We start from the raw sequence: 26,069 nt of genomic DNA, 5'->3' as shown, positions 1-26,069 counted from the left end.
ACTGCGGCGTCCCGGCCTTCATTCACCCTGAGCCGTGCCGGGCCCGCTGTCCACCTGGGGAAGCTGAGACGCCGGTCACTCGCTCAGTTGGTGTCCTGCTTCAGGGCGGTGTCGATCGTGAGGGCCGCGGCGACCACCATGCTGGCGAGCGGATCGGGCAGCGGTTGGGGGATCTCGACGACGTAGTTGTCGGCGGTGGTGAAGGCGGCTTTGAGGAATCCGCCCCACGTCTTGGTCACCCGGGCGACCTCGGTGCCGGCGTGGTCGCGGATCGAGAAGTTCCAGGCACGCCAGTTCTCGGCGAAGATCCCGCCGACCGAGCGGCCGTCGACGACGAAACCGAAGCGGATCTTCCCGAAGACGTTCTCCTGGACGATCTCGCCGATCGGAGTCTCGTCGGCCCTCGTGACGAGGAACCGCGACTTGAAGACCTTGGCCGGCCGGGTCACCTTGAGCACGGTGCTGTGGTTGGCGTCCCGGACCTCGAACTTGTGGGTCAGGAACTGGTCGTAGTTGGTCAGCAGCCGGATCGCCTTCTTCAGCGTGCTCTGGCCGACCTGGACGACTCCGCCGAGCCGGTTGCCGTGCTGGTCGAAGACGCCGAACTCGTTGGCCATCTCGATCAGTTTCGCGCGCTGGTTGACCACCAGGACCGGCTCGGTGAACAGCGTCCCGCCGCCGGTACGCGCGGCGCCTCGGCCGCGTGTCGCGCGGTTGATCTGGTCTTGGACGCGTGCTGGGTCGTGGGACCGCTCGATGTCCAGCTCGATCGGCTCGGAGTCGCTCGGTGGTGGCGCCTGGTGGGCCGGTTGGGTGTCGGCTGTCCAGGCCCGGCCGTCCCACCAACGGTGCAGACGGGGGTCCCGCGCGTCGGGGTACCAGCCCGGTTGCGGTGGCGAACTCGTCATGGCGGGTGAGCCTATCCGCGCGGACCCCGCAGTGGTGTCGGTAAAGGCAAATGCGGCGTATGTCTGTCTCCGGGCGGTTCGGTGCGGCAGCCCGGTCGGCGTCGCCGGTGGAGGGTCGACCAGAATCGGGGGTCGTGAACGAGCGAGCTTGGCCCAGCGGTGCCGCGACGGCGATCGGTTCGATGCCGGGCACCGACCCCGCGGAAGCCGCGGCGATCGTGTTCGGCGAGTTGCCGGACTTCCCGCACCTCCCGGAGTTGCCGGCCCGCGGTGTCGGTGCCGACATACTCGGCCGGACCGCCGCGCTGCTGGTCGACCTGGCCGTCGAGGTCGTGCCGAGCGGCTACCGCGTCGCGTCGCGGCCGGGGCACGAGCACCGCCGGGCCGTCGACCTGCTTCGCTGGGATCTGGACGCCTTGCAGGAGGCACGGGAGAAGGCCGGAGCCACTCCGCCGGTCTTCAAGGTCCAGCTGGCCGGACCGTGGACGCTCGGAGCCGGGATCGAGCTGCCCCGAGGCCATCGGGTCCTCACCGACCGTGGCGCTTTGCGCGACTTCACGTCCTCCCTCTTGGACGGCCTCGCCGGGCATGTCGCGGAGGTCCAGGCCAGGACCGGGGCGCCTGTGGTCGTCCAGTTCGACGAGCCGTCGTTGCCGGCGGTGCTGGCCGGCGGTCTGTCGACGCCGTCCGGCTACGGGAATGTCTCCGCTGTGCCGGAGCCCGAGGCGCGCGACCTGCTCGCCACGGTGATCGACGGCACGAAGGCGATCACCGGCCGGCCGGTGATCCTGCACTGTTGCGCCGCGAAGCCGCCGCTGGGCCTGCTGCGCGAAGCCGGTGCCGATGCCCTTGCCTTCGACCTCGCCGCGCTCGACGGCGCCTCCGCCGCGTTCCTCGACGAGATCGGCGAAGTCTGGGACGGCGGCGCGACACTGTTCATGGGTGCGGTTCCGACAACGGCGCCCGCGTCGCCGTTGAGTCTGAAGGACGTCGGCGAACCGGCGTTCCGGCTGGCCGACCGGCTCGGCTTCAACCGCAGCGTCCTCGCCGAACGCGCGGTGCCGACCCCTGCGTGCGGCCTCGCCGGCGCCGCACCCGACTGGATGCGCCGCGTCCTCTCGTTGACGCGTGACCTCGGCAAGGCCTTCGTGGAGCCCCCGGAAGACTGGTGACGGAATCCGGCAACTCGCCGACGTCCGCCCCGCGCGGCCAGTAGCGTGGCGAGGTAGCCGACCGAACGAGGATCACCCGTAACCATGCGCCTGTTCCGCCGCAAGAGCACCGACGCCGATCCGCCCGACCCACGTACCGCGTGGCCCGAGCAGCACGTGCCGGACGATCCGGCGGCCGCGGCGGAGGCGTTCTGGCACGGCTGGTACGACCTGCTCCCGATGGTCAGTGCGGCGCTAGGCGAGGGTGAGCCACACCGGGTCGAGCACGAGCTCTGTCAGCTCGTCGAGGCGCTGCACCCGCGGCTGCACTTCTCGCTCGAACGTGGTCGTCAGGCGATCTACGCCCTGGTCGTGACCGGCCAGGAGGACCCGGAGCTGCGACCGTTCACTGACGCGTGGCGGGCGGCCGTGCCGCCGGACGACGCGATCTGGGAGTACCACGACTCCGTCCCACCCGTGCCCGATCCGACCGAGGTCACCGTCAACCTCGGCGAACACCGGATCGCGCTGGCCGACGTCCGGGTCGTCGCGCAGGTCGACGAGGACGAGCACGTGGTCGACGTCGCCGTCTTCCACCCGGGCTTCGGCGACCTCGACGCCGCCGCCCGGCAGACCATGACGTTCCTGCCCCTCGACGCGACATTGGGTGAACGGCTCGCTGCCGAACGGCTACGGCGCGTGGAGACCGCGGCGGCCGAACCGGCCGGCGCGATCACCCTTCTGGAGTTCCGTGAACTGGTGCGCGCACTGGACGGCGGACCGACCGGAAATGTCGGCACCTCCGGCTAGGGTTACCACCCGTGAGCAGCACCGAACTCCCCCAGGACCCGGTCGCGGCGGTCGACGCCCCGGTGGCCGCCGAGGACGTCACCGACGTCCCGGCCGACGTCCGCGAGCGCCACGCCGCCCTTGCGGAGGACCTGCGCAACCACCAGTTCCGCTACTACGTCCTGGACTCGCCGATCGTCTCCGACGGGCAGTTCGACGAGCTGCTCGGCGAACTGCAGCAAATCGAGGACGCGCATCCGGCGCTGGTCACGCCGGAGTCGCCGACCCAGCGCGTCGGCGGCACGTTCTCGACCGAGTTCACCGCGTACGACCACCTCGAGCGCATGCTCAGCCTGGACAACGTGTTCGACCAGGACGAGTTCCAGGCCTGGGTGGAGCGCGTCGAGAAGGAGATCGGGCGCACCGAGTTCCTCGCCGAGCTGAAGATCGACGGCCTGGCCATCAACCTCTTGTACGAAAACGGCCACCTCACCCGGGCGCTCACCCGGGGTGATGGCCGCACGGGCGAGGACGTCACGCTGAACGTCCGCACGCTCGACCAGGTTCCCGAGACGCTGACGGGCACCGACACGTTCCCGGTGCCTGCCCTGGTCGAAGTGCGTGGCGAGGTTTTCTTCCGGGTCGAGGACTTCCTGAAGTTGAACGCGATGATCGTCGAAGCGGGCAAGCCGCCGTTCGCGAACCCGCGCAACACCGCCGCCGGCTCCCTGCGGCAGAAGGACCCCAAGATTACCCGGGAGCGCAAACTGCGGCTGATCTGCCACGGGCTCGGCAAGCGCGAGGGCTTCGAACCGGCGCGCCAGTCGGAGGCGTACGACGCGCTGGCCGCGTGGGGCCTGCCGGTGTCGCCGCACAGCAAGGTCCTGACCACGGCCGAGGAACTCACCGAGCACATCACCTACTGGGGTGAACACCGCCACGACGCCGAGCACGAGATCGACGGCGTCGTCATCAAGGTCGACCAGGTGTCGCTGCAACGTCGGCTGGGCACGACGTCGCGCGCGCCGCGGTGGGCGATCGCCTACAAGTATCCGCCTGAAGAGGCGATCACGACGCTCCTGGACATCCAGGTCAACGTCGGACGGACGGGGCGCGTGACCCCGTTTGCGGTCACCGAGCCGGTCAAGGTCGCCGGGTCGACCGTCGCGCGGGCCACCCTCCACAACCAGGAGGAGGTCAAGCGGAAGGGCGTCCTCATCGGCGACCGGATCGTCATCCGCAAGGCCGGCGACGTCATTCCCGAGGTCCTCGGTCCGGTGGTGGACGCGCGCACCGGTGACGAACGCGAGTTCGTCATGCCCACCCACTGCCCGGCCTGCGGCACCGAGCTCGCCTACCAGAAGGAAGGCGACAAGGACATCCGCTGTCCGAACAGCCGCTTCTGCCCCGCGCAGCTGCGAGAGCGCTTGTTCAGCCTCGCCGGGCGCGGCGCCTTCGACATCGAGGTGCTCGGGTACGAGGCGGCGGCCGCGCTGCTCGACGCGCGGGTGATCGCCAACGAGGGTGATGTCTTCGACCTGAACGAGGACAGCCTCGCCGAGGTCGAGCTGTTCCGCACCAAGGCCGGCGAGTTGTCGGCGAACGCGCGAAAGCTGCTTGCCAACCTCGACGTGGCGAAGGATCGGCCGCTGTGGAAGGTGCTGGTCGCTTTGTCGATCCGGCACGTCGGGCCGACGGCGGCGCAGGCGCTGGCCCGTGAGTTCGGGTCGATCGAGGGCATCGAGCAGGCGACCGAGGAGGAGCTGGCGGACGTCGACGGCGTCGGCCCGACCATCGCGCACGCGACGCAGGAGTGGTTCGAGGTCGGCTGGCACCGCGAGATCGTCGAAAAATGGCGACGCGCCGGCGTGCGGATGGAGGAGGAGCGCGACGACTCCGTCCCGCGCAACCTCGAAGGCCTGTCGATCGTCGTGACGGGCTCGCTCGACGGCTTCTCCCGCGACGAGGCCAAGGAAGTCATCATGGCCCGTGGCGGGAAGGCTGCCGGGTCGGTCTCGAAGAAGACGTCGTTCGTCGTCGTCGGGGATGCGCCTGGTTCGAAATACGACAAGGCCGTTCAGCTCAAGGTGCCGGTGCTCGACGAGGCCGGCTTCCGCGTCCTGCTGGAGCAGGGACCCGAGGCGGCGCAGGAGGTGGCGCTGCCGGCCGGCGACGAAACCGCCGAAGATGAGTCCGGGGAGACGGATGGGTGATGTCGAGATCCGGCCACCGCGGCCCGAGGAATACGCGGCGGCGGGCGAGGTGACGGTTCGGGCCTACGACGTCGATGGTCACTTGGCCGACGATGTCGGGTACGACGCGAAGTTGCGTGACGTCACGAGCCGGGCAGAGCTGGCCGAGGTGCTCGTCGCCGTCGACGCGGCGGGGGAGGTGCTCGGCACCGTGACCGTCGTGCGGCCGGGGTCGCCGTACGCCGAGATCTCGCGTCCGGGGGAGCTCGAGTTCCGGATGCTCGCGGTGGCGCCGTCGGCGCGTGGTCGTGGTGTCGGCGAGGCGTTGACGCGGGCCGTGCTCGACCGGGCGCGGGCGCTGGGCATCCGCAAGGTGGTGCTGAGCAGCCTCGACCGGATGCACTCCGCGCACCGGCTTTACGAGCGTCTCGGGTTCGCGCGCCTGGCCGAGCGGGACTGGCGGCCGTTCCCGCACATCAGCCTGATCGCCTACCAGATCGACGTCTGACCTGGCGTTCGTCGAAAAAGGGACGAGCCAACGCGGACTCGTCCCTTTTCGGCAACGTGTTCGGCTAGCCGTCGAGGACGACTGCGACGATCCCTGCGAGGTGGGCGAGCCGCGCTACCTCGGCCGCGCGGAAGGCCGGCCCGCCCGGACGGGCGACGAGCAGCGCCTTGCCCGGTTTGCCCAGCGGGGTGGCCGCCAGCTCGGTGCCCAGTTCCTTCCACGTCTCCGGGATCCAGGCCTCCTCGCCGTCGAGCACCGTCGCGCGCTCGAGCGGGAGCCAGGGCAGGTCCGTGATCGGAGTCTCTGGTGCAGCGCTCGACGACGCCAGCCGGAGGGCGCCGGTCTCGGCGTGTTCGACGATCATCGCCCAGCCGGCGCGCACGATGCGGGGCACGCCCTCGGCCAGGATGTCGAGGCCGGTTTTCGGCCGTGCGGCGATCTCTTCGACGAGTTCGAGTTCGCGGTGCGTGTCGAGCACGCCCGCGTAGGGGCGGACCGCGTCGACTTCGACGCCTTCGACACTTTCGGCCGCTGTGATGAGCGCGTCGGGCAGCCGGCCCGACGGGAGCTCGACCACGAGGTCGTCCACCGCCACCCCGGTGCCGCGTTCGACGACGTCCACGCTGAGGATGTCGGCGCCTACCGTGCCGAGCGCCGTGGCGACCGCGCCGAGGGTCCCCGGGCTGTCCGGAAGGAGGACCCGGATCAGGAACGACACGACGCGCCCCTCTCGCCTCTGGCGTCCCAGCCTTGCCGTGGGACGCTCGATGCCGGTCGCCGATTGTGACAGACCCACCCGGCCCGCGGACCCGCTGTCCGCCGGGCGGGACGCGAGCGTCGCCGGACGGCACCCGGCCTGCGCCGGGCGTAACCCAGTCGAGTCGTCCGGCGTCGTCACCATAGACTTGCAGCTTCCGAGACAACCCGCACAGCACAACCCGGGAGTCACCCGCGTGCCCAACATTTCCCGAGACGAGGTCGCGCACCTCGCGAAGCTGGCCAGGCTGGCCGTGACCGACGACGAGCTCGACGTCTTCGCCGGCCAGCTCGACCAGATCCTGGACTCGGTGGCCAAGGTGAGCGAGGTCGCCGCCGACGAGGTGCCGCCGACCTCGCACGCCGTTCCGCTGACGAACGTCTTCCGGCAGGACGTCGTCCGTCCCGGGCTCACGCAGCAGCAGGCGCTGGCCGGTGCGCCGGCCGCCGAGGACGGCCGCTTCCGGGTGCCGCGGATTCTGGGGGAAGAGCAGTGACCGAGCTCATCAAGCTGACCGCCGCCGAGCTGGCGGAGAAGATCCACGCGCGCGAGGTGTCCGCGGTGGAGGTCACGCAGGCTCACCTGCACCGGATCGCCGAGGTCGACGACCACATCCACGCGTTCCTGCACGTCGACACCGAGGGCGCGCTGGCCGCGGCCAAGGCCGTCGACGAGGGCATCGCCGGGGGCAACGCGCCCGCGTCGGCGCTGGCCGGCGTGCCGCTCGCCCTCAAGGACGTCTTGACCACCGAGGGCGTGCCGACGACCTGTGGTTCGAAAACGCTCGAAGGCTGGATCCCGCCGTACGACGCGACCGTGACGCGCAAGCTGCGCGAGGCCGGTGTCGTGATTCTCGGCAAGACGAACATGGACGAGTTCGCCATGGGCTCGTCGACCGAGAACTCGGCGTACGGCCCGACGCACAACCCGTGGGACCACGCCCGCATCCCGGGCGGGTCGGGCGGTGGTTCGTCAGCGTCGATCGCGGCGTTCGAAGCCGCCATCGCCATCGGGACCGACACCGGTGGTTCGATCCGGCAGCCCGGGTCCGTCACCGGCACCGTCGGGGTCAAGCCGACCTACGGCGGGGTGTCGAGGTACGGCCTCGTCGCTTTTTCGTCGTCGCTCGACCAGGCCGGGCCCTGCGCGCGGACGGTGCTCGACGCTGCCCTGCTGCATGAGGTCATCGCCGGCCACGACCCGCTGGACTCGACCTCCATCGACGCGCCGGTGCCGCCGGTGGTCGCCGCGGCCCGGCAGGGCATGACCGGTGACCTCAAGGGCGTCAAGGTCGGCGTCGTGAAGGAGTTCGGCGGCGACGGCTACCAGCCGGGCGTGGAGCGGTCGTTCCACGCCGCGGTCGAGCAGCTGCGTGCGCTCGGTGCCGAGGTCGTCGAGGTGTCGTGTCCGCATTTCGTCTACGCGCTGCCCGCGTACTACCTGATCGCGCCGAGCGAGTGCTCGTCGAACCTCGCGCGGTTCGACGCCATGCGCTACGGCCTGCGCGTCGCCGACGACGGCACGCACAGCGCCGAAGAGGTCATGTCGCTGACTCGCGAGAAGGGCTTCGGCGCCGAGGTCAAGCGGCGGATCATGCTGGGCACCTACGCGTTGTCGTCCGGCTACTACGACGCCTACTACGGCTCGGCGCAGAAGGTGCGCACGCTGATCACGCGTGACTTCGCGGCCGCCTTCGAAAAGGTCGATGTCCTCGTTTCGCCCACGACGCCGACCACGGCGTTCAAGATCGGCGAGCGCGTCGACGACCCGATGGCGATGTACCTCGCCGACCTGTGCACGATCCCGTCGAACCTGGCCGGCAACGCCGCGATGAGCGTGCCGAGCGGGCTGTCCGACGAGGACGGCCTGCCGGTCGGCCTGCAGATCATGGCCCCGGCTCTCGCCGACGACCGGCTCTACCGGGTCGGCGCCGCCTACGAGGCCGCCCGCGACGCCGCCGCTGGTGGCTCGCTCGTCCACAAGGTCCCGGAGCTGGGAGGAACGAAGTGACTGCCGTGGCCGAGTTGATGGACTACGCCGACGTCATCGAGCGCTTTGACCCCGTGCTGGGGCTCGAGGTGCACGTGGAGCTGAACACCAACACGAAGATGTTCTGCGGCTGCGAAAACGAGTTCGGCGGTGAGCCGAACACGAAGGTCTGCCCGACCTGCCTCGGCCTGCCCGGGGCGCTGCCGGCCCTCAACGGCAAGGCCGTCGAGGGCGCGATCCGGATCGGTCTCGCACTGAACTGCGAGATCGCCGAGTGGTGCCGGTTCGCCCGGAAGAACTACTTCTACCCGGACATGCCGAAGAACTTCCAGACGTCGCAGTACGACGAGCCGATCGCCTTCAACGGCTACCTCGACGTCACGCTCGACGACGGCGAGGTCGTGCGCGTGGAGATCGAGCGCGCGCACATGGAGGAGGACACCGGCAAGTCGTTGCACGTCGGCGGCGCCACCGGGCGGATCCACGGTGCCGAGCACTCGCTGCTCGACTACAACCGGGCCGGCGTGCCGCTGATCGAGATCGTCACCAAGACGATCGAGGGCACCGGCGAGCGGGCTCCCGAGGTGGCGCGGGCGTACGTGTCCGCGCTGCGGGACCTGCTGCGCGCGCTCGACGTGTCCGACGTCCGCATGGACCAGGGCTCGCTGCGGTGCGACGCGAACATTTCGCTCATGGCGAAGGACGCGACCGAGTTCGGGACGCGCACCGAGACGAAGAACGTCAACTCGCTGCGCAGCGTCGAACGGGCCGTTCGCTACGAGATGACGCGGCAAGCGGCGATCCTCGCCGACGGCGGCAAGATCAAGCAGGAAACCCGCCACTTCCAGGAGGCCGACGGCTCGACGTCGCCCGGCCGCACCAAGGAGACCGCCGAGGACTACCGGTACTTCCCGGAGCCCGACCTGGTCCCGATCGCGCCGTCGCGCGAGTGGGTCGAGCAGCTGCGTGGCACGCTGCCTGAGATGCCGTCCGAGCGGCGGAAGCGGATCCAGCAGGAGTGGTCACTTTCCGACGAAGCCCTGCGTGACCTGCTGAATGTCGGGGCTGTCGACCTCGTCGCGGCCACGGTCGAGGCCGGCGCGTCGCCGGACGAGGCCCGTGGCTGGTGGGTCAACACCCTGGCTCAGGAGGCGAACACCCGCGAGGTCGAGCTGGCCGATCTGGCGATCACGCCGAAGCAGGTGGCCGAGGTCATCGGGCTGGTTTCGTCGGGTGAGCTGACGAACAAACTGGCCAAAGAGGTCGTCCAGGGGGTGCTCGCCGGTGAGGGCGAGCCGCGCGAGGTCGTCGAGAAGCGCGGGCTGAAGGTCGTCTCGGACGACTCGGCGCTGCTCGCGGCCATCGACGAGGCCCTGGCGGGGCAGCCGGACGTCGCGGACAAGATCCGCGGCGGCAAGGTCGCCGCGGCGGGTGCGATCGTCGGCGCGGTCATGAAGGCGACCAAGGGACAGGCCGATGCCAAGCGGGTCCGCGAGCTGATCATCGAGCGCGTCGGTTCCTGACCCGATTTCATGACACAGCCGTTCTCTGTCAAAGGCGTCACCTGGCGCGAGTGGCTCGGCCTGGCGGCCGGGCTGCTCGCGCTGGGTTCGACGTTCCTGCCGTGGACCACGCTGAGCACCAACAAACCGGACATCGAAGACATCCTCTCGCAGTTGGAGCACAGTGATGTCGTCCGCGACGCGTGGCACTCGGGCTTCTTCGCGTGGTGCCCGCCGTTGCTGTTACTGCTGGCCGGGCTGGTCGTGGTCTTTTTCGGGCGAATCCGGAAAGCACGGGTGAGCGGCCTGCCGCACCTGTGGCTGGTGGTCGCCGTGGCGTCGCTGCTGCTGATGGTGGTCGGCTGGTTCACGCTGGACTGGGAGTTCGACGCCGACCAACGCGGCATCTTCGACGCCGCCGGTATCGCGATCGGTCCCGGCTTCGGCCGGTTCCTCGGGCTGTTGGCCGCGCTCGTGTCGGGCGTGGCCGCTTTCTTGGACATGCGGGCGGCGCGGGCCGAAAGCCGCCAGTCGCGGAAACGTGAGCCCCGTAGCAAGAGCCGCTGACCGATTCTCGGCAACCGCACCGGTTGAGGTGACGGCGGATCGCCGCCAGGGGCAGCCGTGCGGGCGTGGTCGGTGGATGACCGAGTCGTCCGTTCCGGTTGTGGGCTGGTGCTGACAACGTTGACATCGCGGGCGGCCGTTGCGTGAGAAAGCGCTTTCTGAGACGGTCGAGGTGTGCCGCAGGAGGCTGCGGGTGACCGGCGGGAGACGTCGGTGGGCGAACGACATCCAGTGGTGACAGCGAAGTCGCCGGCCGGCGACCGGAGCGCAAACGCTCGGCGGAGGTCGGGCCGGCGCGGGACGTCGCTGACGGATCCGCGAGCCGAAACGAGAGTGAGCCGGTGAAGGAGCTGGGCCGGGAGCGGCGCGTGCAGGGAACCGCGGTGGGCGTCTGCGGGGCAGGTCGTCGGAGTCGGTGAGGAGGGAGTTCGGGTTGGCTGACGGGAAGCGCATGCGGGTCGCTGTCGTCGGGGCTGGGGCCATCGCCGACAGCCACCGCACTGCCTATCGGGCTCACCACGATGACGTCGATCTCGTGGCCGTCGCGGATGTCGACGAGGCTCGGGCCCTTGCCTTCTGTGCGACCACCGACCATGCCCGGCCCTACCGTGACCTCGACTCCCTGCTCGCCGAGCAGAAACCTGACTTCGTCTCGATCTGCACTCCGCCGGGGCTGCACGTCGAACAGACCAAAAAAGTCCTCGGGAGCGGCGCCTGGGTCTGGTGTGAGAAGCCGCCTTGTCGTTCGCTCGCCGAATACGACGAGATGGTCTCCGCCGAACGGGAGCGGGGTCCGTACGTCTCCTTCGTCTACCAGCAGCGGTCCGGCTCCGCCGTTGCCCGTTTTCGGGAACTGCTCGCGAAGGGGGAGCTCGGCCGTGCGCTCGTCGCGCATTGTCAGACCACCTGGTACCGCGATGCCGGCTACTACTCCGTCCCGTGGCGAGGGCGGTGGGCGACCGAAGGCGGCGGGCCCGCCATGGGGCACGGCATTCACCAGATGGATCTGCTGCTCCACCTGCTCGCCGGCGAGGACGGCGAGGATGGCGGGGATGGCGGGGATGGCAGACAGCGCGGCGCGGGGGAGGAGAGCAGGGAGGCTGGAGACGGCGAGTGGGCCGAAATCCAGGCCATGACCGCGCGGCTCGTGCACGACGTCGAGACCGAGGACGTCTCCACCGCCCTCGTCCGGTTCGGGTCGGGGGCGCTGGCGACCGTCGTCAACAGTGTCCTCTCGCCCGACGAAGTGAGCCGGATCCGGATCGACTGCGAACGCGCCACCGTCGAGCTCACGCACCTCTACGGCCACGTTGCCGAAAATTGGCGATACACCCCCGCACCGAACTGCGCCAAGCTGGAGACCGAACCCGCCGAGGACGTCGGCAGCTCGCACGCCGCCGCGTTGACACCCGTCCTGGACGCCTACCGGGCCGGGCGGCGGCCGCCGTGCAGTGGGCGGGACGGGCGGCGCGTGCTGGAGTTCGTCGCCGCTCTCTACAAGGCCGCCTTCACCGGGCAGAGCGTTCGGCGCGGGGAGATCGGGCCCGGTGACCCGTTCTACCGCGACATGGCCGGCGCCGGGGAAAAAGCCCCGTGAGCGCGGCGATCAGCGTCATCCACCGGCACGGCGACCGCGTGACCGTCGAGGCCGCCGAGGTCCAGCTCATGTCCTATGTGTACAAGCCCGATCCCGTCGCCTACGAGTCGCGCAAGCCCTACACCCATCCGCTGCGGACCCTTCGCGGCCGGCGCGTCAGCGGGTACCGGCCCGCCGACCACCGGTGGCACAAGGGCCTGCAGATGACGTCGAGCCACCTGTCCGGCCAGAACTTCTGGGGCGGCCACACCTACGTCCCCGGCCGCTGGTACCAGGACCTGCCCGACCGCATCGGCTCGATGCGCCACGACGGGTTCGCCGGCTTCACCGTCGACGGCGACCGGCTGACCTTCACCGAACGGCTCACCTGGGTCGCCCACCGCGGCGACGAATGGGCGCGCGAGCGGCGGGACATCGTCGTCCACTCCGTCGAGGCCGGCGAGGGCGCCTGGGCCATCGACTGGGGCATCGAGCTGACCAACGTCCGCGACGCGCCGCTCGTGTTCGGCAGCCCGACCACCGCCGGCCGCGAGCAGGCCGGGTACACCGGCCTGCACTGGCGGGGCCCGCGTGACTTCAGCGGCGGCCGCGTCTTCGGGCCCGGTGATCTCCGCGGCGACGACATGATGGGCGCGCAGGCGCCGTGGCTGGCCTTCGTCGGTGAGCACGACGACGTCGACGCGCACTCGACGCTCGTCTTCGCGCATTCGCCGGAAAACGACCACGCGATCCACGAGTCGCACTGGTTCGTCCGAAGCAAGGACACGCCCATGGTGGCCTTCTCGTGGGCGTTTTTCGAAGAATTCGCCCTCCCGCCGGGAGAGAGCTTCACGTACCGCTACCGGGTCGTCGTCGCCGACGGAGCGTGGGACCGCGATCAGGTGACCGAATATCTCGACAGGCACGGATGGTCATGAACGAATTCCCGCTACCGGGTGGCATCGGCGTCTCACACTTGCGCGCCTACGACTGGGAAGCCGAGGATGGCGTCTGCGGTGGCAGCCCGCACCTGCACCTCGCCTGCACCGAGGCCTACGTCGTCACGGCCGGGCGAGGCGCCGTCCAGACGCTGAGCACCGGCGGGTACGCGGAGACGCCGCTCGAAGCCGGGGTCATCGCGTGGTTCGCGCCGGGGACCGTCCACCGGATGGTGCAGGGCGGCGGCCTGCGCGTCACCGTCCTCATGCAGAACAGCGGCCTGCCCGAAGCGGGCGACGCCGTGTTCACCTTCCCGCCCGAAGTTCTCGCCGACCCCGCCGCTTACGCCGAGGCCGCCGCGTTGCCGAAAACCGACGACGGCGCCAAAGAACGTCGTGACCTGGCGATTCGCGGCTACCTGCCGCTGCGCGAAGCGCTGCTGGACGGCGACCCGGAGCCGCTGAGGACTTTCCACCGGGCGGCCGTCGCGCTCGTGTCGCCGAAAATCGGAGACTGGGTACCGCGCTGGCAGGCCGGGGCCCTGGAGGCCACCGAACTGACCGGGGCGCACCTCAAGGCCCTCGCCGACGGCGACGGGAGCCACCTCGACCAGTCGGGCGTCCGGGTCGCGACGCCGTCGAACCCCGACGGCTACGGCATGTGCGGGCGCCGCACGGAATACGACCTGACCTCGCCCGTGGGTGGGGAACGAGTCCTCGACCAGGAAGGCCGGCAGCGATGAACCAGACCGCCATCGGAGTGCTGCTCAACGGGGTCACCGGCCGGATGGGGTACCGGCAGCACCTGCTCCGGTCGGTGCTGGCCATCCGCGAGCAGGGCGGCGTCGAACTGCCCGACGGCACCCGCGTGCAGCTCGAGCCGATCCTCGCCGGGCGCAACGCGGCCAAGCTGAAAGAACTCGCCGATCGGCACGGCCTGACCGCGTGGACGACCGACATCGACTCGGCGCTGGACGACGTGCGGATCTACTTCGACGCGCAGCTGACGTCGGCGCGCGAGCCGGCGGTGCGGGCGGCGATCGCCGCGGGCAAGCACGTCTACGCCGAGAAACCCCTGGCCGAGACGCTGCCGGCGGCGCTGGAGCTGGCCGGTCTCGCGCGGGACGCGGGGATCTGCCACGGCGTCGTCCACGACAAGCTGTTCCTGCCCGGCATCCTGAAGCTCCGGCGGCTGATCGACGGCGGGTTCTTCGGCCGGATCCTGTCGGTGCGCGGCGAGTTCGGCTACTGGGTCTTCGAAGGCGACTGGCAGGAGGCGCAGCGGCCGAGCTGGAACTACCGCGCCGAGGACGGCGGCGGGATCGTGCTCGACATGTTCTGCCACTGGAACTACGTGCTGGAGAACCTCTTCGGCTCGGTCCGCGCGGTGACGGCGAAGGCGGTCACGCACATTCCGCGCCGCTGGGACGAGCAGGGCGAGGCGTACCCGGCGACGGCCGACGATGCCGCGTACGGCATCTTCGAACTCGAGTCGGGGGCCATCGCGCAGATCAACTCGTCGTGGTCCACGCGGGTCTTCCGCGACGAGCTGGTCGAGTTCCAGGTCGACGGCACCGAGGGCAGCGCCGTCGCCGGCCTGCGGCGCTGCCGCGTCCAGCACCGCTCGGCGACGCCGAAGCCCGTCTGGAACCCGGACCTCCCGGCCACCGAGCCCTTCCGCGAGCAGTGGCAGGAGGTGCCCGACAACGCCGAGTTCGACAACGGCTTCAAGGCGCAGTGGGAGGAGTTCGTCCGGGACGTCGTCGCCGGGCGGCAGCACCGCTACGACTTCTTCTCGGCCGCACGGGGGTTGCAGCTCGCGGAGGCCGGGTTGACGTCGTCGGCGGAAGGACGGCGGGTGGAGCTGAAACCGCCGGCGTAGGTCAGTCCTTGGGGAACTGCGGTGCTTCGAGCACGCGGTAGTGGTAGCTCTGGCGTTCCTCGTGGTCGACGAGCGTCCGGAAGCCGGCTGCCCCCACGACCTCCAGCAACGCGCGGACGATCAGCTCCTTCGCCGTGACGACGTAACCGACGAGCGGGTTCGCGGGGTCCTGACGGCTGATCTGCTCGTGGTAGGACGCGGTCTCCTGGACCGGCGCGTGCCATTCCAGCGTCACCCCGAAGGGCTGGATGTCGTTGACGTGGATCCACGCCCCGGCCGGCCAGGGATCCGGGGTGAAGCGGTCGAGCACCGTGGCGGCGAAACCCATTCTCGTCAGTTCCGCCCGCACCGATTCCGCCAGTTCGCGCCACGACGCGATCGCTTCTTCCGGTGCCCGGAACATCGGATCATCGGCGACCTGCGCCGCCTTTTCGAACTGGAACGGATCGGTCATGCATTCACCTTAGCACGGCGAAGTGGTGGCCGGAATCGAGCGCCAAGCCACCACTTCGCCGTTGCCAATCAATTATCAGGGATATCCGGTGCCGCGTCGCGCGATGAGGCTGCGCAGCGTTTCCAGCTCCATTTCACTGTCTTTGAGGTAGTAAACGGCATAATCGATCGTCGTGCCCGGCGTGAGCTTTTCGGTCAGCAGTGGAAGGCACGTGTCCTTGCAGGGACTCCGTTCGGTGAACAGACGCTCGATCTGCTTGGGATCGAATCCGGCGTCTTCGAGCGTCTTGATGATGCGTTGCTCGGCGTGCAGGTTCGTGCCGCTGATCGCGCCGATGTAGCCCTCGCCGAGAATGGGATCGGTGTATCCGGGGATCTTCGCCACCGAGACGTTGATACCCGGGCTCTTGAGCAGGCCCATCGCCCGCCGCAGCTGATAGGCCTTGTCGGCGAGGTCGTTCCCCCAGCGTTCGTACTGGAGGGGGTTGAGGCAGGGACCGCCGGCGGCCGCCGCGCGGGCGGCGGCGAACCCGGGGATGCACGCCCCGCCGATCTTGCTGATGAAATTGCGGGCCAGATCGCCGAGGGTGTTGCGCACCGCGAGGTTGGAGAGGAACTCCTCGGAACTCAGCGCGCTCAACCTGGACGCGAGGAACGAGTCGCTGGCGATGCCGGTGACGAACTCCGCTCCGAGCGTCAGCTCGAAGCCCGCGCCCACCGCCTCCGCCAGGAAACCCGCTTCGGCGGTGACCAGCGCGCCCACCAGCGGGGCCGTGCAGACCTCCGCGCAGAAGATGCCCGCCCCGACGATCACCGCTCCCGCGACGATCGTCCCGGCGATCGTCCACCAGCGCTCGGAATCGGCTTCGTCCTCGGCCTGCTGCTTGGCGTCGGAGATCGCCTTGTTGATGACGTAGGTCAGCGCCGGGTTGTACGCGCCCTTGAGGCAGTCGTTGAACGTCTGCTCGCTGTACTGCTTGAGCTGGTTGCAGACCGCGACGTTGCGCTCGGACTCGCCCTTGGGATCGTTGATCAACCGGGTCGCGCGGGCGACGCAGTCGTCGTGCTCCGGGCCCGCCGGGACCGCGTTGCAGGCCCCGTTGACGTCGTCGGCGAACTTCTTCTTGGCGTCGGCGATCTCCTGGTTCGCCTTGGTGATCGCCTTTTCCCGGGCGTCGTTCGCGGCCGTGACGGCGGCGTCGGCGTCCTTGCCGGCGTCGATCGCGTCCTGGTACGCCTGGTGCGCCGCGTCGATGGCGCTCTGCGCGTACTGGGTGGCCACGTTGGCGGAGTGCCGGGCCGCCATGGCCGACTGCGAGGCCCGGACCGCCGCCTGCGAGGCGCGGGCCGCGGCGTCCTGCGCGGTGGCGGCCGACTGGTAGGCCTTCTCCGCCGATTCCCGGGCGTCCTGCGCCGACTTCGCCGCGTCCTTCGCCGAGTTGATGGCGTCGGTGGCGTGGGCGTTCGCCTCTTCCGCGTACTGGCGCGCCTTGTCCGCGTCGTGCCGGGCGCCGGCCGCGACCGACTGCGCCTGCGCGGCGTTCTGGGACGCCGTCGCCGCGACCGAAGTCGCCTCGGCGACCAGGCCGGCGACGACCGCGTTGTGCGCTGCCGATTCCCGGTCGTGGCGGGTCGCGACGTACTGGCCGTTGAGCCGGTACATCCGGACCATGTCGGGCGGGCCGGCCAGCGCCGCCTGGGCCAGCATCCGGGCTTCCGGCCCGGTGGTGGTGGCGGCGATCAGCTGGTTCAGCGCCAGCCGGTCGTCCTTTTCCCGCGCGACGTTCTGCCCGGTGTCGAGGAACTGCCGGTACGCGGCCACGGTGCCGGCGTCGAGCGCTTTCTGCGCTTCGGAGACGACGACGGCGTTGCCCTCGGCGCGTGCGGTGGCCTGGGCCTGGTTGACCTGCAGCCGCAGCACGCTGCCTTCGGTCGGGTAGTCCGGCGAGGCCAGGAACCGCTTGACGTCGGTGTCGGTGCCCGCGAGTGCCTGCTGCCCGGCGGCCTTCTTCGCCGGGTTCGCGTCGTCGATGAGCTCCTGCAGGGTCTCCCGGTCGTCCTGGGCCGCCGCACGGGCGACGCCGGTGTGGACGAACTCCTGGACTTCCCGGTCGGCGCCGGACAGCGCGCCTTCGGCGGCCGATTGCGTCCACGGGCCACCCGTGGTCAGCAGCCGCAGGGCGACCTTCCGGCCGTCGAGGGTGACCAGGGCCGGGGTGGTGCCGGGTGCGTTCGCCTCCGCCAGCAGCCTGCTGGTTTCGGTGTCGCGCTGGACCTCCTGAGCCGCGTTCCACTTGCGGGTCAGGCCGAGCCGGTCCTGGATGGCGCCGGCCTGCTGAGCGGCTTCGGTGGCCTGGTCGGCTTGCAGCGCGATCCGGTCTTCGTCGACCTTGCGGGCGGCGGTGTAGATCCGGGCCGCCTGGTTCGCCGAGTCGACCGCGATCTGCGCGGCGGTGCTCGCCGCGTTCGCGTGTTCGGTGGCGAGCTGCGCCGCCTGTTCCGCGTTGACGGCGTGCTCTGCCGCGTCCCGCGCGGCCGCGGCGGCGACGGCGGCGTCCAGCGCGGCGCGTGAAGCGAGCACACGCGCCTGTGCCGCCGCGGCGGCCGCTTCGTCGGCGTACGTGCGGGCCGAGGCCGCGGCCTGGTTCGCGCGGTTGGCCTGCCGCTGCGCGGTCGCGGCCGCGGCTTCGGCCTGGTGGGCATCGGCACCGGCGTTCTTCGCCCACTTGACGGCTTCGCGTGCCGCCGCGGCCGAGTTCGACGCGTTCGTCCCGGCCGAGTTCGCCGCGTCGATCGCTTCGCGGGCGTGGCCCAGCGCGACCTGCGCCTGGTCGATCGCGTCGACGGCCTGCTGAGCGCTGGTCGAGGCGGCCGCGGCGTCGATGGCCGCCTTCGAGGCGTCACCGGCCTTGCCGCGGTCGACGCGGGCGGCGGCGGCCGCGCTCCACGCGGCGCTCGAGGCTCGTCCGGCCTTCGACGCCGCGGCCGCCGCGCGGGCGGCGGCGTTGGCGGCGACCCGGGCCGCCGACGTCGCCGCGTTGGCCGCGCCGATCGCCGTGACGGCGGCGTTCGCGGCCCGGTCGGCGGCGCTCGCGGCCCGTCCGGCCGCTTCCGCCGCACCCGCGGCGTTGTCCTTCGCCGCCTCGGCGGCCTGGGCGGCGAGCTCGCTCGCTTGCCGAGCCAGGTCGGCTTCCTGCTTCGCGCGGTCGGCGGCGTCCTTCGCCTCCTGCGTCTCCTGCGCGGCCTGGGCGCCGGCGATCTTCGCGGCGTCGACCAGCTGCTGGATGCTCGACGTCTCCTGATCGCGGGCGGCCGCGACCTCCCAGTCGCGGTCGATGAACAGCCGCAGCCGGTTCGGGGTGCCGTCGTCCAGCGCGTCCTGCGCCGCGGCCTTCGCCTCGGGGCCGCTGATGGTCAGGATCTGGTTGACGCGCACCCGGAGGTCGACGGCTTCAGCGCGGGCCGAGGTCGTGTCCAGGAACTCGTGCAGCGCGGCCGAAGTCCCGTTGTCCAGCGCGACCTGGCCGGCCTTCTTCACCTCCGCGCCACCCGCGGCCATGATCTGGTTGACGCGGACGCGCAGGTCGGTGTCCGACGCGGGGACCCAGCCACCGCTCAGGAAGTTCCGCAGCGCGGCGGGATCGTTGTCCGCGGCGTCGAGGGCTTGCTGCGCCGTCGTCTTCACGGTCGGGCCGCCGGCGTTGAGGATCTGGTTCACCGACAGCCGGTCGTCCAGCGTCGCGAGCCGGCCCAGCTTGTCGTCGAGGAACGCCGTGACGTCGGCGTCGGAGCCGGTCAGCGCTTTTTCGGCTTCGGCCTTGACCTGCGAGCCGGCGCTGCGCCAGATCGTGAGGACCTTGGCGCGCGGGGAAAGTTCGGCGGCCGTCGAGGTGGCGGCGGTCCGGGGGACCGCGGCCGGGGCCGCGGTGGCCTGCTGCACGGATTGTGCGGTCAGTGCGGCAACCAGCGCGACGACGAGACCGCCGCGCCGGAGCCGCTGAAGTCTTTTCAGCGGTCTCATGGCTCTCTTTCGCGAACGCGCACCGGCGCCACACCGGCCGGTGCTCGGGTGGGGAGGGAAACGGCCGGAAAAGGTCAGCCGGGCGACGAAGAATCGCGAAACGTCGTTCGGACGGCACAAAGCCACGAAAACAGCACGAGCATCCGGAAATCCCCCTCAGCGGAACACCGTGAGATTCCGCCCAACCGCGACCTTAACAGCGTGAAGATCGCCGAACCATGAGGCAAAAGGGGGTGATCGGGGTCACAGGTCCGACGACGCGGCGGGCGAGGACGGCACGGGTCCGTCCGCCGGTCATCGTCCGGTGGCGTTCGGCCGGTCAGGCGCGGTCGTGGAGGGTGACCTGGTAGCCGTCGGGGTCGGCGAAGGTGAACGTCCGGCCGAAGGGGCCGTCGATCGGCGCGGAGACGATGGTGTGACCGTCGGCGGCGAGAGCATCGTGAATCGCCTGGACGTCGGTGGCGTGGAGCCAGATCGCGGCACCGATGCCGGGCTGGGCAACGGAGGCGAGATCGGTGCCGGGAAGGACGTCGCGGAGTGCGAACGCGATCGGCTTCGTCTCGAAGACGACGGCGTGCGGAGGTCCGGCCGGCGAGCGGACGAGGCCGAGGTACTGCTCGTAGAACGCCTGCGAAGCGTCGAGGTCGCGCGCTTGGAGCGAGAGGAAGTCGGGGCCGGTGGCGGGCATGAGATGCTCCTTCGGTTCGTGTCAGCTTTCTGACACGGACCAACCTATGTCAGAATGCTGACATGAGTCAAGACGGTGTCGACCTCGAGACGTCACTGGGCTACCTGCTGAAAGAGGCGTCGAGCGCGCTGCGCGTGGCCATGGAGGAGGTGCTGCGGCCGCTCGGGATGAACGTGACGCGCTACTCCTGCCTCGAGCTGCTGGCCCAGCGACCGGGCTTGTCGAACTCCGAGCTCGCGCGGGGCGCGTTCGTGACCCGGCAGTCGATGAACGTGCTGCTTCAGGCCCTGGAACGAGAGGGCTACGTGACCCGGCCCGCGGAGGCACCCGTCGGGAAAGTGCTTCCCACGCGGCTCACGCCTCGCGGACGACGGAGCCTCGAGAAGGCGACCGTCGCGGTCCGGTCCGTCGAGGTCAGGATGCTGTCCGGGCTGACCGAGGCCGACCAGTCGGGCGCGTTGCGGATCCTGCGCAGCATGATCCGTTCCCTGCGCGACGACGGCGCCTAGCCGGCTGGGTCAGTCCTTGCCGTTGCCGCCGCCGGACGTCGCCGGCGTGATCAGGACGACGCGGTCGTCGCTCGAGACCGGCGTCCCGCCGTCCTTGTTGACCGTGCCCGCCACCGCGAGCTGGGGGTTGATCATGCTCATCCCGGCGAGCCGCCCGAACGTCTCCGGCGGCTTGCCGGTCTTCCCGTCGAGGCTCACGGTCGGCTTGCCGCTGATCGCGCCCTCCGCGGTCACGGGCAGGTTCTGCAGGTTCCCGGCGAGCGACGTCCCGACCGAGACCGAGCCGTTCGCGTCGACGAAGTCGGCGCAGCCCGCGACCCCCGGCTTCTCCGGCCACGTCCACGCCGGCGTCGTCAGCGGCTGCCCGGCCTGCACCCGGTAGAGGGCATCCTTGTCGGCGAGCCGGTCGGTGACCCAGACGCGGCCGCCGTCGGCGGAGGCGCACAGCCCGCCCGGCGCGTGCAGCCCGGCCGCCACGGTCAGGGAGCCGTTCGGGTTGCCCGCCGCGGCCTTGCCGGACGTGTCGATCCGCAGCACCTTCCCCGCGAGCGAGTTCGGGTCGGCGGCGGCGTTCGGATCGCCCGCGTCGCCGGTGGCGACGAGCAACGCGCCGCGGTTGTCGGCGCTGATCGTGCCGCGGTTGCCGGTCGCGCCCTTCGGGATCCCGGTGAGCACCGGCTTCGCCGCCTGCCCCTTGGCGAAGCGCACGACGCGGTTGTCCGTCGCTGTCGTCACGTAGGCGAACACCAGCTGGTCCTCGACGTACGACGGCGAAAGCGCGAGCCCGGTCAGGCCGCCGTCGCCGACCGCCTGGACGTCGAGCTTCGCGAAGTCCGTGGCGTCCTTGCCCGCCGTCGCCAGCATGACGCGGCCGCTCTTGCGTTCGCCGGCCAGCGCGCTCGGCGTCGAGCCGTCACCCGGCAGGCCGGCCACCGCGGCGACGGTGTCCAGGCAGGTCGCGATCACCGACGGGTCGAAGTCCTTGCACCCCTGCGGCGGCGGCACGGGCGTGGCCGACTGGCCGGGCCGCGCCTGCTTGCCGTCGCCGCCGGAGTCCGCGCCGGGGCCCTGGACCTCGGGCGGCGACTCGGGGCTGGGCACGGGCGCGGGGCTGAAGGTCTGGCCCGCCGCGGTGTCGTCGAACCGCGCGCACCCGGCCGGCAGCAGGATGCCGCAGGCCAGGATCGCCAGCAGGGCCGAGCGGTACCGGGTTCGCATGATTCACCAGCCTAGGGCCCGGCACGTGAACCATGGGTTAGCACTCCTCGATTACGTTGGAGATCATGACGCTGACCGTCCTGGTGCCCGACGACGAGGGCCTGACCGTGCTCGCCGAGGTGCCGCGGGTGCTGCCCGTGCGCCACCAGTGGGGCGAGCCGCTGCCGCCCGAGGCCGCGAAGGCCGAGGTGCTCATCCCCGGCAAGCACCCGCCGGGCGAGGAGCTCTGGCGCACGCTGCCGAACCTGAAGCTGATCCAGCTGCTCTCCGCCGGCGCCGAGGACTGGGTCGGCAAGGTGCCCGACGGCGTCCTGCTCTCCACCTGTCGGGGCGCGCACGGCGGGAGCACCGCCGAGTGGGTCGTCGCGGTGTTGCTGTCGATGTACCGGAAGCTGGACGTCTTCGGCGCGGCGCAGCGCGAAGGCCGGTGGGAGCGCCAAAGCACCGACACGCTGCAGGGCAAGCGCGTGCTCGTCATCGGCGCCGGTGACCTGGGGCAGCACCTGCGGCGGCGGCTCGAGCCGTTCGACGCGCGGTGCACGATGGTCGGGATGACCGCGCGGGACGGCGTGCACGGGGTGCGGGAGCTGCCCGCGCTGCTCGGCCTGCACGACGTCGTCGTGCTGATGGTGCCGCTGACCTCGCGCACCCGCGGGATGGTCGACGCGGAGTTCCTCGCCGAGATGCGCGACGGCGCGGTGCTGGTCAACGTTGCGCGCGGTGCCGTCGTGGACATCGACGCCCTGGTCGCCGAACTGACCACGGGCCGGCTGCGCGCCGCGCTCGACGTCACCGATCCCGAGCCGCCGCCGCCCGGGCACCCGCTGTGGACGGCGCCGGGGCTGCTGCTGACCCCGCACGTCGGCGGGGCCGTGCGCGGCGTGCGGGGGCGGTCGTACGCCGTCGCCGCGGCCGAGATCGCGCGGTACGCGGGAGGTGAGCTGCCGGACAACCTCGTGCACGGGGAGTACTGACGCGCGGCGCGCTCTCTCGCCAGGTCAGCCCGCATCCCCTACTCTTCGCGCGTGAGCAGTGGAGACGACTTTTCGCAGCAGCCGACCAGCCTCTTGTCGGACGTCGAGGACGACGGGGCGGACGACACCCCGCGCCAGGGCGGGCTCGGGCTCGGCCTGCTGATCCTGCGGCTGGCGCTCGGCGCGACCATGGGCGCGCACGGCCTGCAGCACCTGTTCGGCCTGTTCGGCGGCCCGGGCATCGGCGGGTTCGCGCGGGTGCTGGAGACGTTCGGCTACCACAAGCAGACGACGCTGCTGTCGTGGATCACCGGCATCACCGAGCTGGCCGGCGGGGTGCTGGTGATCGTCGGGCTGTTCACGCCGCTGGCCGCGGCGGGGCTGCTGGGCGTCATGGCGAACGCGGTTTACGCGAAGTTCCACGGTGGGTTCTTCGAGGGCGGCCAGGGGCAGGGGTTCGAGTTCGAGCTGCTGCTGGGGGCTTCCGCGTTGAGCCTGCTGTTCACCGGCTCCGGGCCGATTTCGCTGGAGCGGAACACGCCGTGGCGGAAGCGGCCGTTGCCGCTGGGGCTGGTTTCGCTGCTGCTGGCCGCCGCGGCCGCTGTGGTGGTCATCGTTTTGACGCGGTAGGTCCGGGGCCGAACGTCGTGAATGAGTCATTCACGACATCGGGGCCGTGAGCCTCGGACACCGCACAGGCCGCCCCGAAAAAGGGACGGCCTCTGCGGCTCGAGCCAGGCTTACTTGTTCACATCCCGGACCGCGCCCGTGTCCGCCGATGTCGCCATCCGGGCGTACGCCCGCAGCGCCGCCGTTACCGGGCGCTGGCGGTCCTTCGGCTGCCACGGCCGCTCGGACGCCTCCATCTTCGAGCGCCGCTCGGCCAGCACCTCCGGGTCCACCAGCAGCTCCAGCCGGCGCTCGTGGATGTCCAGCAGGATCCGGTCGCCGTTCTCCACCAGGGCGATCAGGCCGCCCGCCGCCGCCTCCGGGGAGATGTGGCCCACCGAGAGGCCCGACGAACCGCCCGAGAAGCGGCCGTCCGTGATCAGGGCGCACTTCTTGCCCAGGCCCGACCCCTTGAGGAACGCCGTCGGGTGCAGCATCTCCTGCATGCCCGGGCCGCCCGCCGGACCCTCGTAGCGGATCACCAGGACCTCGCCCGGCTGGATCTCCTTCTTGAGGATCGCCGACACGGCCTCCTCCTGGCTCTCCAGCACCCGCGCCGGGCCCTCGAAGTGCCACAGGTCCTCGTCGATGCCCGCGGCCTTGATCACCGCGCCGTTCTCGGCGAGGTTGCCGCGCAGGATCGCCAGGCCGCCGTCCTTCGTGTACGCGTGCTCGACGTCGCGGATGCAGCCGCCCGCCGCGTCCGTGTCCAGCGACGACCAGCGGTTCTCCGTCGAGAACGCCTGCGTCGTGCGAACCCCGCCGGGCGCCGCGTGGAACAGCTCGAGAGCGACAGAAGAAGGCGAAGAAGCCCGGATGTCCCACGCACCCAGCCACGACTCGATGTCCGGGGAGTGCACGGACCACACGTCGGTGTTCAGCAACCCGCCGCGGTAGAGCTCGCCGAGGATCGCCGGGATGCCGCCGGCCCGGTGGACGTCCTCCATGTGGTAGTCGGAGTTCGGCGCCACCTTCGACAGGCACGGCACGCGGCGGCCGATCGCGTCGATGTCGGCGATCGTGAAGTCGACCTCGCCCTCCTGGGCGGCGGCGAGGATGTGCAGCACCGTGTTCGTCGAGCCGCCCATCGCCATGTCGAGGGCCATCGCGTTCTCGAACGCCGCCTTCGACGCGATCGAGCGGGGCAGCGCCGAGTCGTCGTCGTTTTCGTACCAGCGACGGCACAGCTCGACGACCGTGCGGCCGGCCTCCTCGAACAGCGCGCGGCGCGCGGCGTGCGTCGCCAGCGTGGAACCGTTGCCCGGCAGGGAGAGACCCAGCGCCTCGGTGAGGCAGTTCATCGAGTTCGCGGTGAACATGCCGGAGCACGAGCCGCAGGTCGGGCAGGCCGAGCGCTCGACGATGTCCAGCCCGTCCTCGTCGACCTCGGGGCTGGCCGACGCGGCGATGGCCGTGATCAGGTCGGTCGGTGCCTGCGCGACGCCGCCCACGACGACGGCCTTGCCGGCCTCCATCGGGCCGCCGGAGACGAACACGACCGGGATGTTGAGCCGCATCGCGGCGTTGAGCATGCCCGGGGTGATCTTGTCGCAGTTGGAGATGCACACCAGCGCGTCGGCCTGGTGCGCGTTGACCATGTACTCGACGGAGTCGGCGATGATCTCGCGCGAGGGCAGCGAGTAGAGCATGCCCGAGTGGCCCATCGCGATGCCGTCGTCGACGGCGATGGTGTGGAACTCGCGCGCGACGCCGCCGGCTTCCTTGATCGCGCCGGCGACGATCTCGCCGAGGTCCTTGAGGTGCACGTGGCCGGGCACGAACTGCGTGTAGGAGTTGGCGATCGCCACGATCGGCTTGCCGAAGTCGCTGTCGGTCATGCCGGTGGCGCGCCAGAGCGAGCGCGCGCCCGCCGCGTTGCGGCCGTGGGTGGTGGTCCGGGAACGGAGAGGCGGCACGGCGAACTCCCAGGTCGGAATGGTGGGCCAGGCGGAGGTCCGGGACGCTCCGGCGAAACTGGTCCTACCAATTTAGCCCGCCGGGCGACGCGCGTGTGCCGTGGGGCTACTCGCCGGTCGAGGCCTCGGACCGGCCCGGCTTGATGTCCCCGGGGTCGAGCAGCCCGCTCGGGTCGGCGACGAGACCCTCGCTGACCAGCGAAAGCACCGGCAGGTGCCGGGTCCGCACGGTCGGCAGCGGCACCTTCGTGTCGTCCTCGAGCACCGCCTGCACGCGCGACTTGGTGATCGCCAGCCCCTTGAGCGCCGACCACGGGACGTCGCGGTGGCCGAACATCGTGCGCGTCGCGAGCCCTTCGCGCGTCGCGACCGTTCGGGTCCGGATCACGAACACCGCGAGCGCGATCGGGAAGACGTAGAGCCACTGCAGGTACGGGATCTCGCCGAGCGCGATCGGCGTCACGCAGATCGTCAGGAGGGCGATCGCCAGGAACGACGTGCGGGGGATCCGGAAGACGGCCTTCCGGCCCTCGTCCTGCTCTTGTTCGGCCACCCGGAAATGGTGCACCGCGGCGCGGACCGGCCGGAACCCGGGTCGGGCGGGCGTGACCCGCGCCGCCGGCGTGTCCACGATGCGGACACGCCGTCCCGCAGAGTTGACACTCGCGAGACCTTCGGGCTAGCGTCAGCGTCGTGACACCGCTGACCGGCCTCGTACTTCCCAAGCGCGTCGACGCTTAGGGAAGACTTTCCGCTGCGTCGACGCGCGAACCCTCGTGCGACCTTACGGTCGGCGAGGGTTTTTTGTTGCCCACGGGAAGCGATTCCCCGCCCCACCGCACAAAACCGACCCGAACGAGTG

At 70.7% G+C, this 26,069-nt stretch carries 23 protein-coding genes; 15 read left to right on the top strand and 8 right to left on the bottom strand.

Annotation, left to right across the window (positions count from 1 at the left end; genetic code table 11):
* Nucleotides 1-83 precede the first annotated feature (83 nt).
* Nucleotides 84-908 (bottom strand): phospholipid scramblase-related protein, encoded by an 825-nt coding sequence (locus tag AB0N03_RS10405; RefSeq protein ID WP_364368438.1) that lies wholly within the window; start codon nucleotides 906-908, stop codon nucleotides 84-86.
* Between the two features lie 134 nt (nucleotides 909-1,042).
* Here AB0N03_RS10405 and AB0N03_RS10400 point away from each other — a divergent pair, with 134 nt between their 5' ends.
* From AB0N03_RS10400 to AB0N03_RS10385, 4 genes are all read left to right on the top strand, one after another.
* On the top strand, nucleotides 1,043-2,080 hold the full coding sequence (locus tag AB0N03_RS10400) for a methionine synthase (protein ID WP_364368435.1): 1,038 nt from the start codon (nucleotides 1,043-1,045) through the stop codon (nucleotides 2,078-2,080).
* 84 nt (nucleotides 2,081-2,164) lie between these two features.
* Entirely contained in the window at nucleotides 2,165-2,869 is a 705-nt protein-coding gene (locus AB0N03_RS10395) for a hypothetical protein (RefSeq protein ID WP_364368432.1), read from the top strand.
* An 11-nt stretch (nucleotides 2,870-2,880) separates the two neighbouring features.
* A complete protein-coding gene (ligA, locus tag AB0N03_RS10390) occupies nucleotides 2,881-5,061 on the top strand; it encodes an NAD-dependent DNA ligase LigA (RefSeq protein ID WP_364368429.1) in 2,181 nt (726 codons plus the stop codon).
* Nucleotides 5,054-5,548, top strand: a complete 495-nt coding sequence (locus AB0N03_RS10385; protein ID WP_364368426.1) for a GNAT family N-acetyltransferase — start codon at nucleotides 5,054-5,056, stop codon at nucleotides 5,546-5,548. The genes ligA and AB0N03_RS10385 overlap by 8 nt, the downstream gene beginning before the upstream one ends.
* Before the next feature lie 64 nt (nucleotides 5,549-5,612).
* Here AB0N03_RS10385 and AB0N03_RS10380 read toward each other — a convergent pair whose 3' ends face one another.
* On the bottom strand, nucleotides 5,613-6,266 hold the full coding sequence (locus tag AB0N03_RS10380; protein WP_364368423.1) for an amino acid-binding protein: 654 nt from the start codon (nucleotides 6,264-6,266) through the stop codon (nucleotides 5,613-5,615).
* A gap of 235 nt (nucleotides 6,267-6,501) precedes the next feature.
* Between AB0N03_RS10380 and gatC the strand changes: the two genes are divergently transcribed.
* The 8 genes from gatC to AB0N03_RS10340 all read left to right on the top strand — a co-directional run bounded on the left by gatC (nucleotide 6,502) and on the right by AB0N03_RS10340 (nucleotide 14,759).
* A complete protein-coding gene (gene gatC / locus AB0N03_RS10375) occupies nucleotides 6,502-6,801 on the top strand; it encodes an Asp-tRNA(Asn)/Glu-tRNA(Gln) amidotransferase subunit GatC (protein ID WP_364368420.1) in 300 nt (99 codons plus the stop codon).
* Nucleotides 6,798-8,315 carry an Asp-tRNA(Asn)/Glu-tRNA(Gln) amidotransferase subunit GatA gene (gatA, locus tag AB0N03_RS10370; protein ID WP_364368417.1) on the top strand — a complete coding sequence of 506 codons (1,518 nt, stop codon included), beginning with the start codon at nucleotides 6,798-6,800 and terminating at the stop codon, nucleotides 8,313-8,315. Before gatC ends, gatA begins: the two co-directional genes overlap by 4 nt.
* Entirely contained in the window at nucleotides 8,312-9,817 is a 1,506-nt protein-coding gene (gatB, locus tag AB0N03_RS10365; protein ID WP_364368415.1) for an Asp-tRNA(Asn)/Glu-tRNA(Gln) amidotransferase subunit GatB, read from the top strand. The genes gatA and gatB overlap by 4 nt, the downstream gene beginning before the upstream one ends.
* A 9-nt stretch (nucleotides 9,818-9,826) precedes the next feature.
* Nucleotides 9,827-10,363 carry a hypothetical protein gene (locus tag AB0N03_RS10360; protein WP_364368412.1) on the top strand — a complete coding sequence of 179 codons (537 nt, stop codon included), beginning with the start codon at nucleotides 9,827-9,829 and terminating at the stop codon, nucleotides 10,361-10,363.
* Between the two features lie 451 nt (nucleotides 10,364-10,814).
* Entirely contained in the window at nucleotides 10,815-11,960 is a 1,146-nt protein-coding gene (locus tag AB0N03_RS10355; protein WP_364368409.1) for a Gfo/Idh/MocA family oxidoreductase, read from the top strand.
* Nucleotides 11,957-12,877 (top strand): PmoA family protein, encoded by a 921-nt coding sequence (locus AB0N03_RS10350; RefSeq protein WP_364368406.1) that lies wholly within the window; start codon nucleotides 11,957-11,959, stop codon nucleotides 12,875-12,877. Before AB0N03_RS10355 ends, AB0N03_RS10350 begins: the two co-directional genes overlap by 4 nt.
* A complete protein-coding gene (locus AB0N03_RS10345; RefSeq protein WP_364368403.1) occupies nucleotides 12,874-13,620 on the top strand; it encodes a cupin in 747 nt (248 codons plus the stop codon). Before AB0N03_RS10350 ends, AB0N03_RS10345 begins: the two co-directional genes overlap by 4 nt.
* Nucleotides 13,617-14,759 carry a Gfo/Idh/MocA family oxidoreductase gene (locus AB0N03_RS10340; protein ID WP_364368400.1) on the top strand — a complete coding sequence of 381 codons (1,143 nt, stop codon included), beginning with the start codon at nucleotides 13,617-13,619 and terminating at the stop codon, nucleotides 14,757-14,759. The genes AB0N03_RS10345 and AB0N03_RS10340 overlap by 4 nt, the downstream gene beginning before the upstream one ends.
* 1 nt (nucleotide 14,760) lies before the next feature.
* Here the strand turns inward: AB0N03_RS10340 and AB0N03_RS10335 are convergent, their stop codons facing one another.
* The 3 genes from AB0N03_RS10335 to AB0N03_RS10325 all read right to left on the bottom strand — a co-directional run bounded on the left by AB0N03_RS10335 (nucleotide 14,761) and on the right by AB0N03_RS10325 (nucleotide 19,921).
* Complete coding sequence (locus tag AB0N03_RS10335) at nucleotides 14,761-15,213, bottom strand: hypothetical protein (RefSeq protein WP_364368397.1); 453 nt, start codon at nucleotides 15,211-15,213, stop codon at nucleotides 14,761-14,763.
* A gap of 75 nt (nucleotides 15,214-15,288) precedes the next feature.
* Nucleotides 15,289-19,233 (bottom strand): nucleic acid/nucleotide deaminase domain-containing protein, encoded by a 3,945-nt coding sequence (locus AB0N03_RS10330; RefSeq protein ID WP_364368394.1) that lies wholly within the window; start codon nucleotides 19,231-19,233, stop codon nucleotides 15,289-15,291.
* Between the two features lie 319 nt (nucleotides 19,234-19,552).
* Nucleotides 19,553-19,921: a VOC family protein gene (locus tag AB0N03_RS10325; protein WP_364368391.1), complete on the bottom strand. Its 369-nt coding sequence runs from the start codon at nucleotides 19,919-19,921 to the stop codon at nucleotides 19,553-19,555.
* Nucleotides 19,922-19,983: 62 nt separating this feature from the next.
* Here AB0N03_RS10325 and AB0N03_RS10320 point away from each other — a divergent pair, with 62 nt between their 5' ends.
* Nucleotides 19,984-20,430: a MarR family transcriptional regulator gene (locus AB0N03_RS10320; RefSeq protein WP_364368388.1), complete on the top strand. Its 447-nt coding sequence runs from the start codon at nucleotides 19,984-19,986 to the stop codon at nucleotides 20,428-20,430.
* A gap of 9 nt (nucleotides 20,431-20,439) precedes the next feature.
* Here the strand turns inward: AB0N03_RS10320 and AB0N03_RS10315 are convergent, their stop codons facing one another.
* Nucleotides 20,440-21,648 carry a PQQ-dependent sugar dehydrogenase gene (locus AB0N03_RS10315; protein WP_364368385.1) on the bottom strand — a complete coding sequence of 403 codons (1,209 nt, stop codon included), beginning with the start codon at nucleotides 21,646-21,648 and terminating at the stop codon, nucleotides 20,440-20,442.
* Between the two features lie 65 nt (nucleotides 21,649-21,713).
* Between AB0N03_RS10315 and AB0N03_RS10310 the strand changes: the two genes are divergently transcribed.
* Both AB0N03_RS10310 and AB0N03_RS10305 read left to right on the top strand, forming a co-directional pair.
* Nucleotides 21,714-22,622, top strand: a complete 909-nt coding sequence (locus AB0N03_RS10310) for a 2-hydroxyacid dehydrogenase (protein WP_364368382.1) — start codon at nucleotides 21,714-21,716, stop codon at nucleotides 22,620-22,622.
* Nucleotides 22,623-22,673: 51 nt separating this feature from the next.
* A complete protein-coding gene (locus tag AB0N03_RS10305) occupies nucleotides 22,674-23,252 on the top strand; it encodes a DoxX family protein (RefSeq protein WP_364368379.1) in 579 nt (192 codons plus the stop codon).
* Nucleotides 23,253-23,362: 110 nt separating this feature from the next.
* Here the strand turns inward: AB0N03_RS10305 and ilvD are convergent, their stop codons facing one another.
* Together ilvD and AB0N03_RS10295 are read right to left on the bottom strand one after the other, a co-directional pair.
* A complete protein-coding gene (ilvD, locus tag AB0N03_RS10300; protein WP_364368376.1) occupies nucleotides 23,363-25,207 on the bottom strand; it encodes a dihydroxy-acid dehydratase in 1,845 nt (614 codons plus the stop codon).
* Between the two features lie 106 nt (nucleotides 25,208-25,313).
* Nucleotides 25,314-25,760 (bottom strand): PH domain-containing protein, encoded by a 447-nt coding sequence (locus AB0N03_RS10295; RefSeq protein ID WP_364368374.1) that lies wholly within the window; start codon nucleotides 25,758-25,760, stop codon nucleotides 25,314-25,316.
* Nucleotides 25,761-26,069: the final 309 nt, after the last annotated feature.

The organism is Amycolatopsis sp. NPDC051061 (assembly GCF_040682935.1).
GTDB lineage: Bacteria > Actinomycetota > Actinomycetes > Mycobacteriales > Pseudonocardiaceae > Amycolatopsis.
Note: the sequence above shows the minus strand (reverse complement) of the source record. Positions and strands in the feature narration are given on the sequence as shown.

Bases quoted from the DNA above. Each gene is read 5' to 3' on its own strand.
- AB0N03_RS10310 (WP_364368382.1), top strand. From the start codon at position 21,714: ATGACGCTGACCGTCCTGGTGCCCGACGACGAGGGCCTGACCGTGCTC.
- AB0N03_RS10385 (WP_364368426.1), top strand. From the start codon at position 5,054: ATGGGTGATGTCGAGATCCGGCCACCGCGGCCCGAGGAATACGCGGCG.
- AB0N03_RS10340 (WP_364368400.1), top strand. From the start codon at position 13,617: ATGAACCAGACCGCCATCGGAGTGCTGCTCAACGGGGTCACCGGCCGG.
- AB0N03_RS10320 (WP_364368388.1), top strand. From the start codon at position 19,984: ATGAGTCAAGACGGTGTCGACCTCGAGACGTCACTGGGCTACCTGCTG.
- AB0N03_RS10360 (WP_364368412.1), top strand. From the start codon at position 9,827: ATGACACAGCCGTTCTCTGTCAAAGGCGTCACCTGGCGCGAGTGGCTC.
- AB0N03_RS10345 (WP_364368403.1), top strand. From the start codon at position 12,874: ATGAACGAATTCCCGCTACCGGGTGGCATCGGCGTCTCACACTTGCGC.
- AB0N03_RS10330 (WP_364368394.1), bottom strand. From the start codon at position 19,233: ATGAGACCGCTGAAAAGACTTCAGCGGCTCCGGCGCGGCGGTCTCGTC.
- AB0N03_RS10335 (WP_364368397.1), bottom strand. From the start codon at position 15,213: ATGACCGATCCGTTCCAGTTCGAAAAGGCGGCGCAGGTCGCCGATGAT.
- AB0N03_RS10395 (WP_364368432.1), top strand. From the start codon at position 2,165: ATGCGCCTGTTCCGCCGCAAGAGCACCGACGCCGATCCGCCCGACCCA.
- AB0N03_RS10315 (WP_364368385.1), bottom strand. From the start codon at position 21,648: ATGCGAACCCGGTACCGCTCGGCCCTGCTGGCGATCCTGGCCTGCGGC.
- AB0N03_RS10325 (WP_364368391.1), bottom strand. From the start codon at position 19,921: ATGCCCGCCACCGGCCCCGACTTCCTCTCGCTCCAAGCGCGCGACCTC.
- AB0N03_RS10355 (WP_364368409.1), top strand. From the start codon at position 10,815: ATGCGGGTCGCTGTCGTCGGGGCTGGGGCCATCGCCGACAGCCACCGC.
- AB0N03_RS10405 (WP_364368438.1), bottom strand. From the start codon at position 908: ATGACGAGTTCGCCACCGCAACCGGGCTGGTACCCCGACGCGCGGGAC.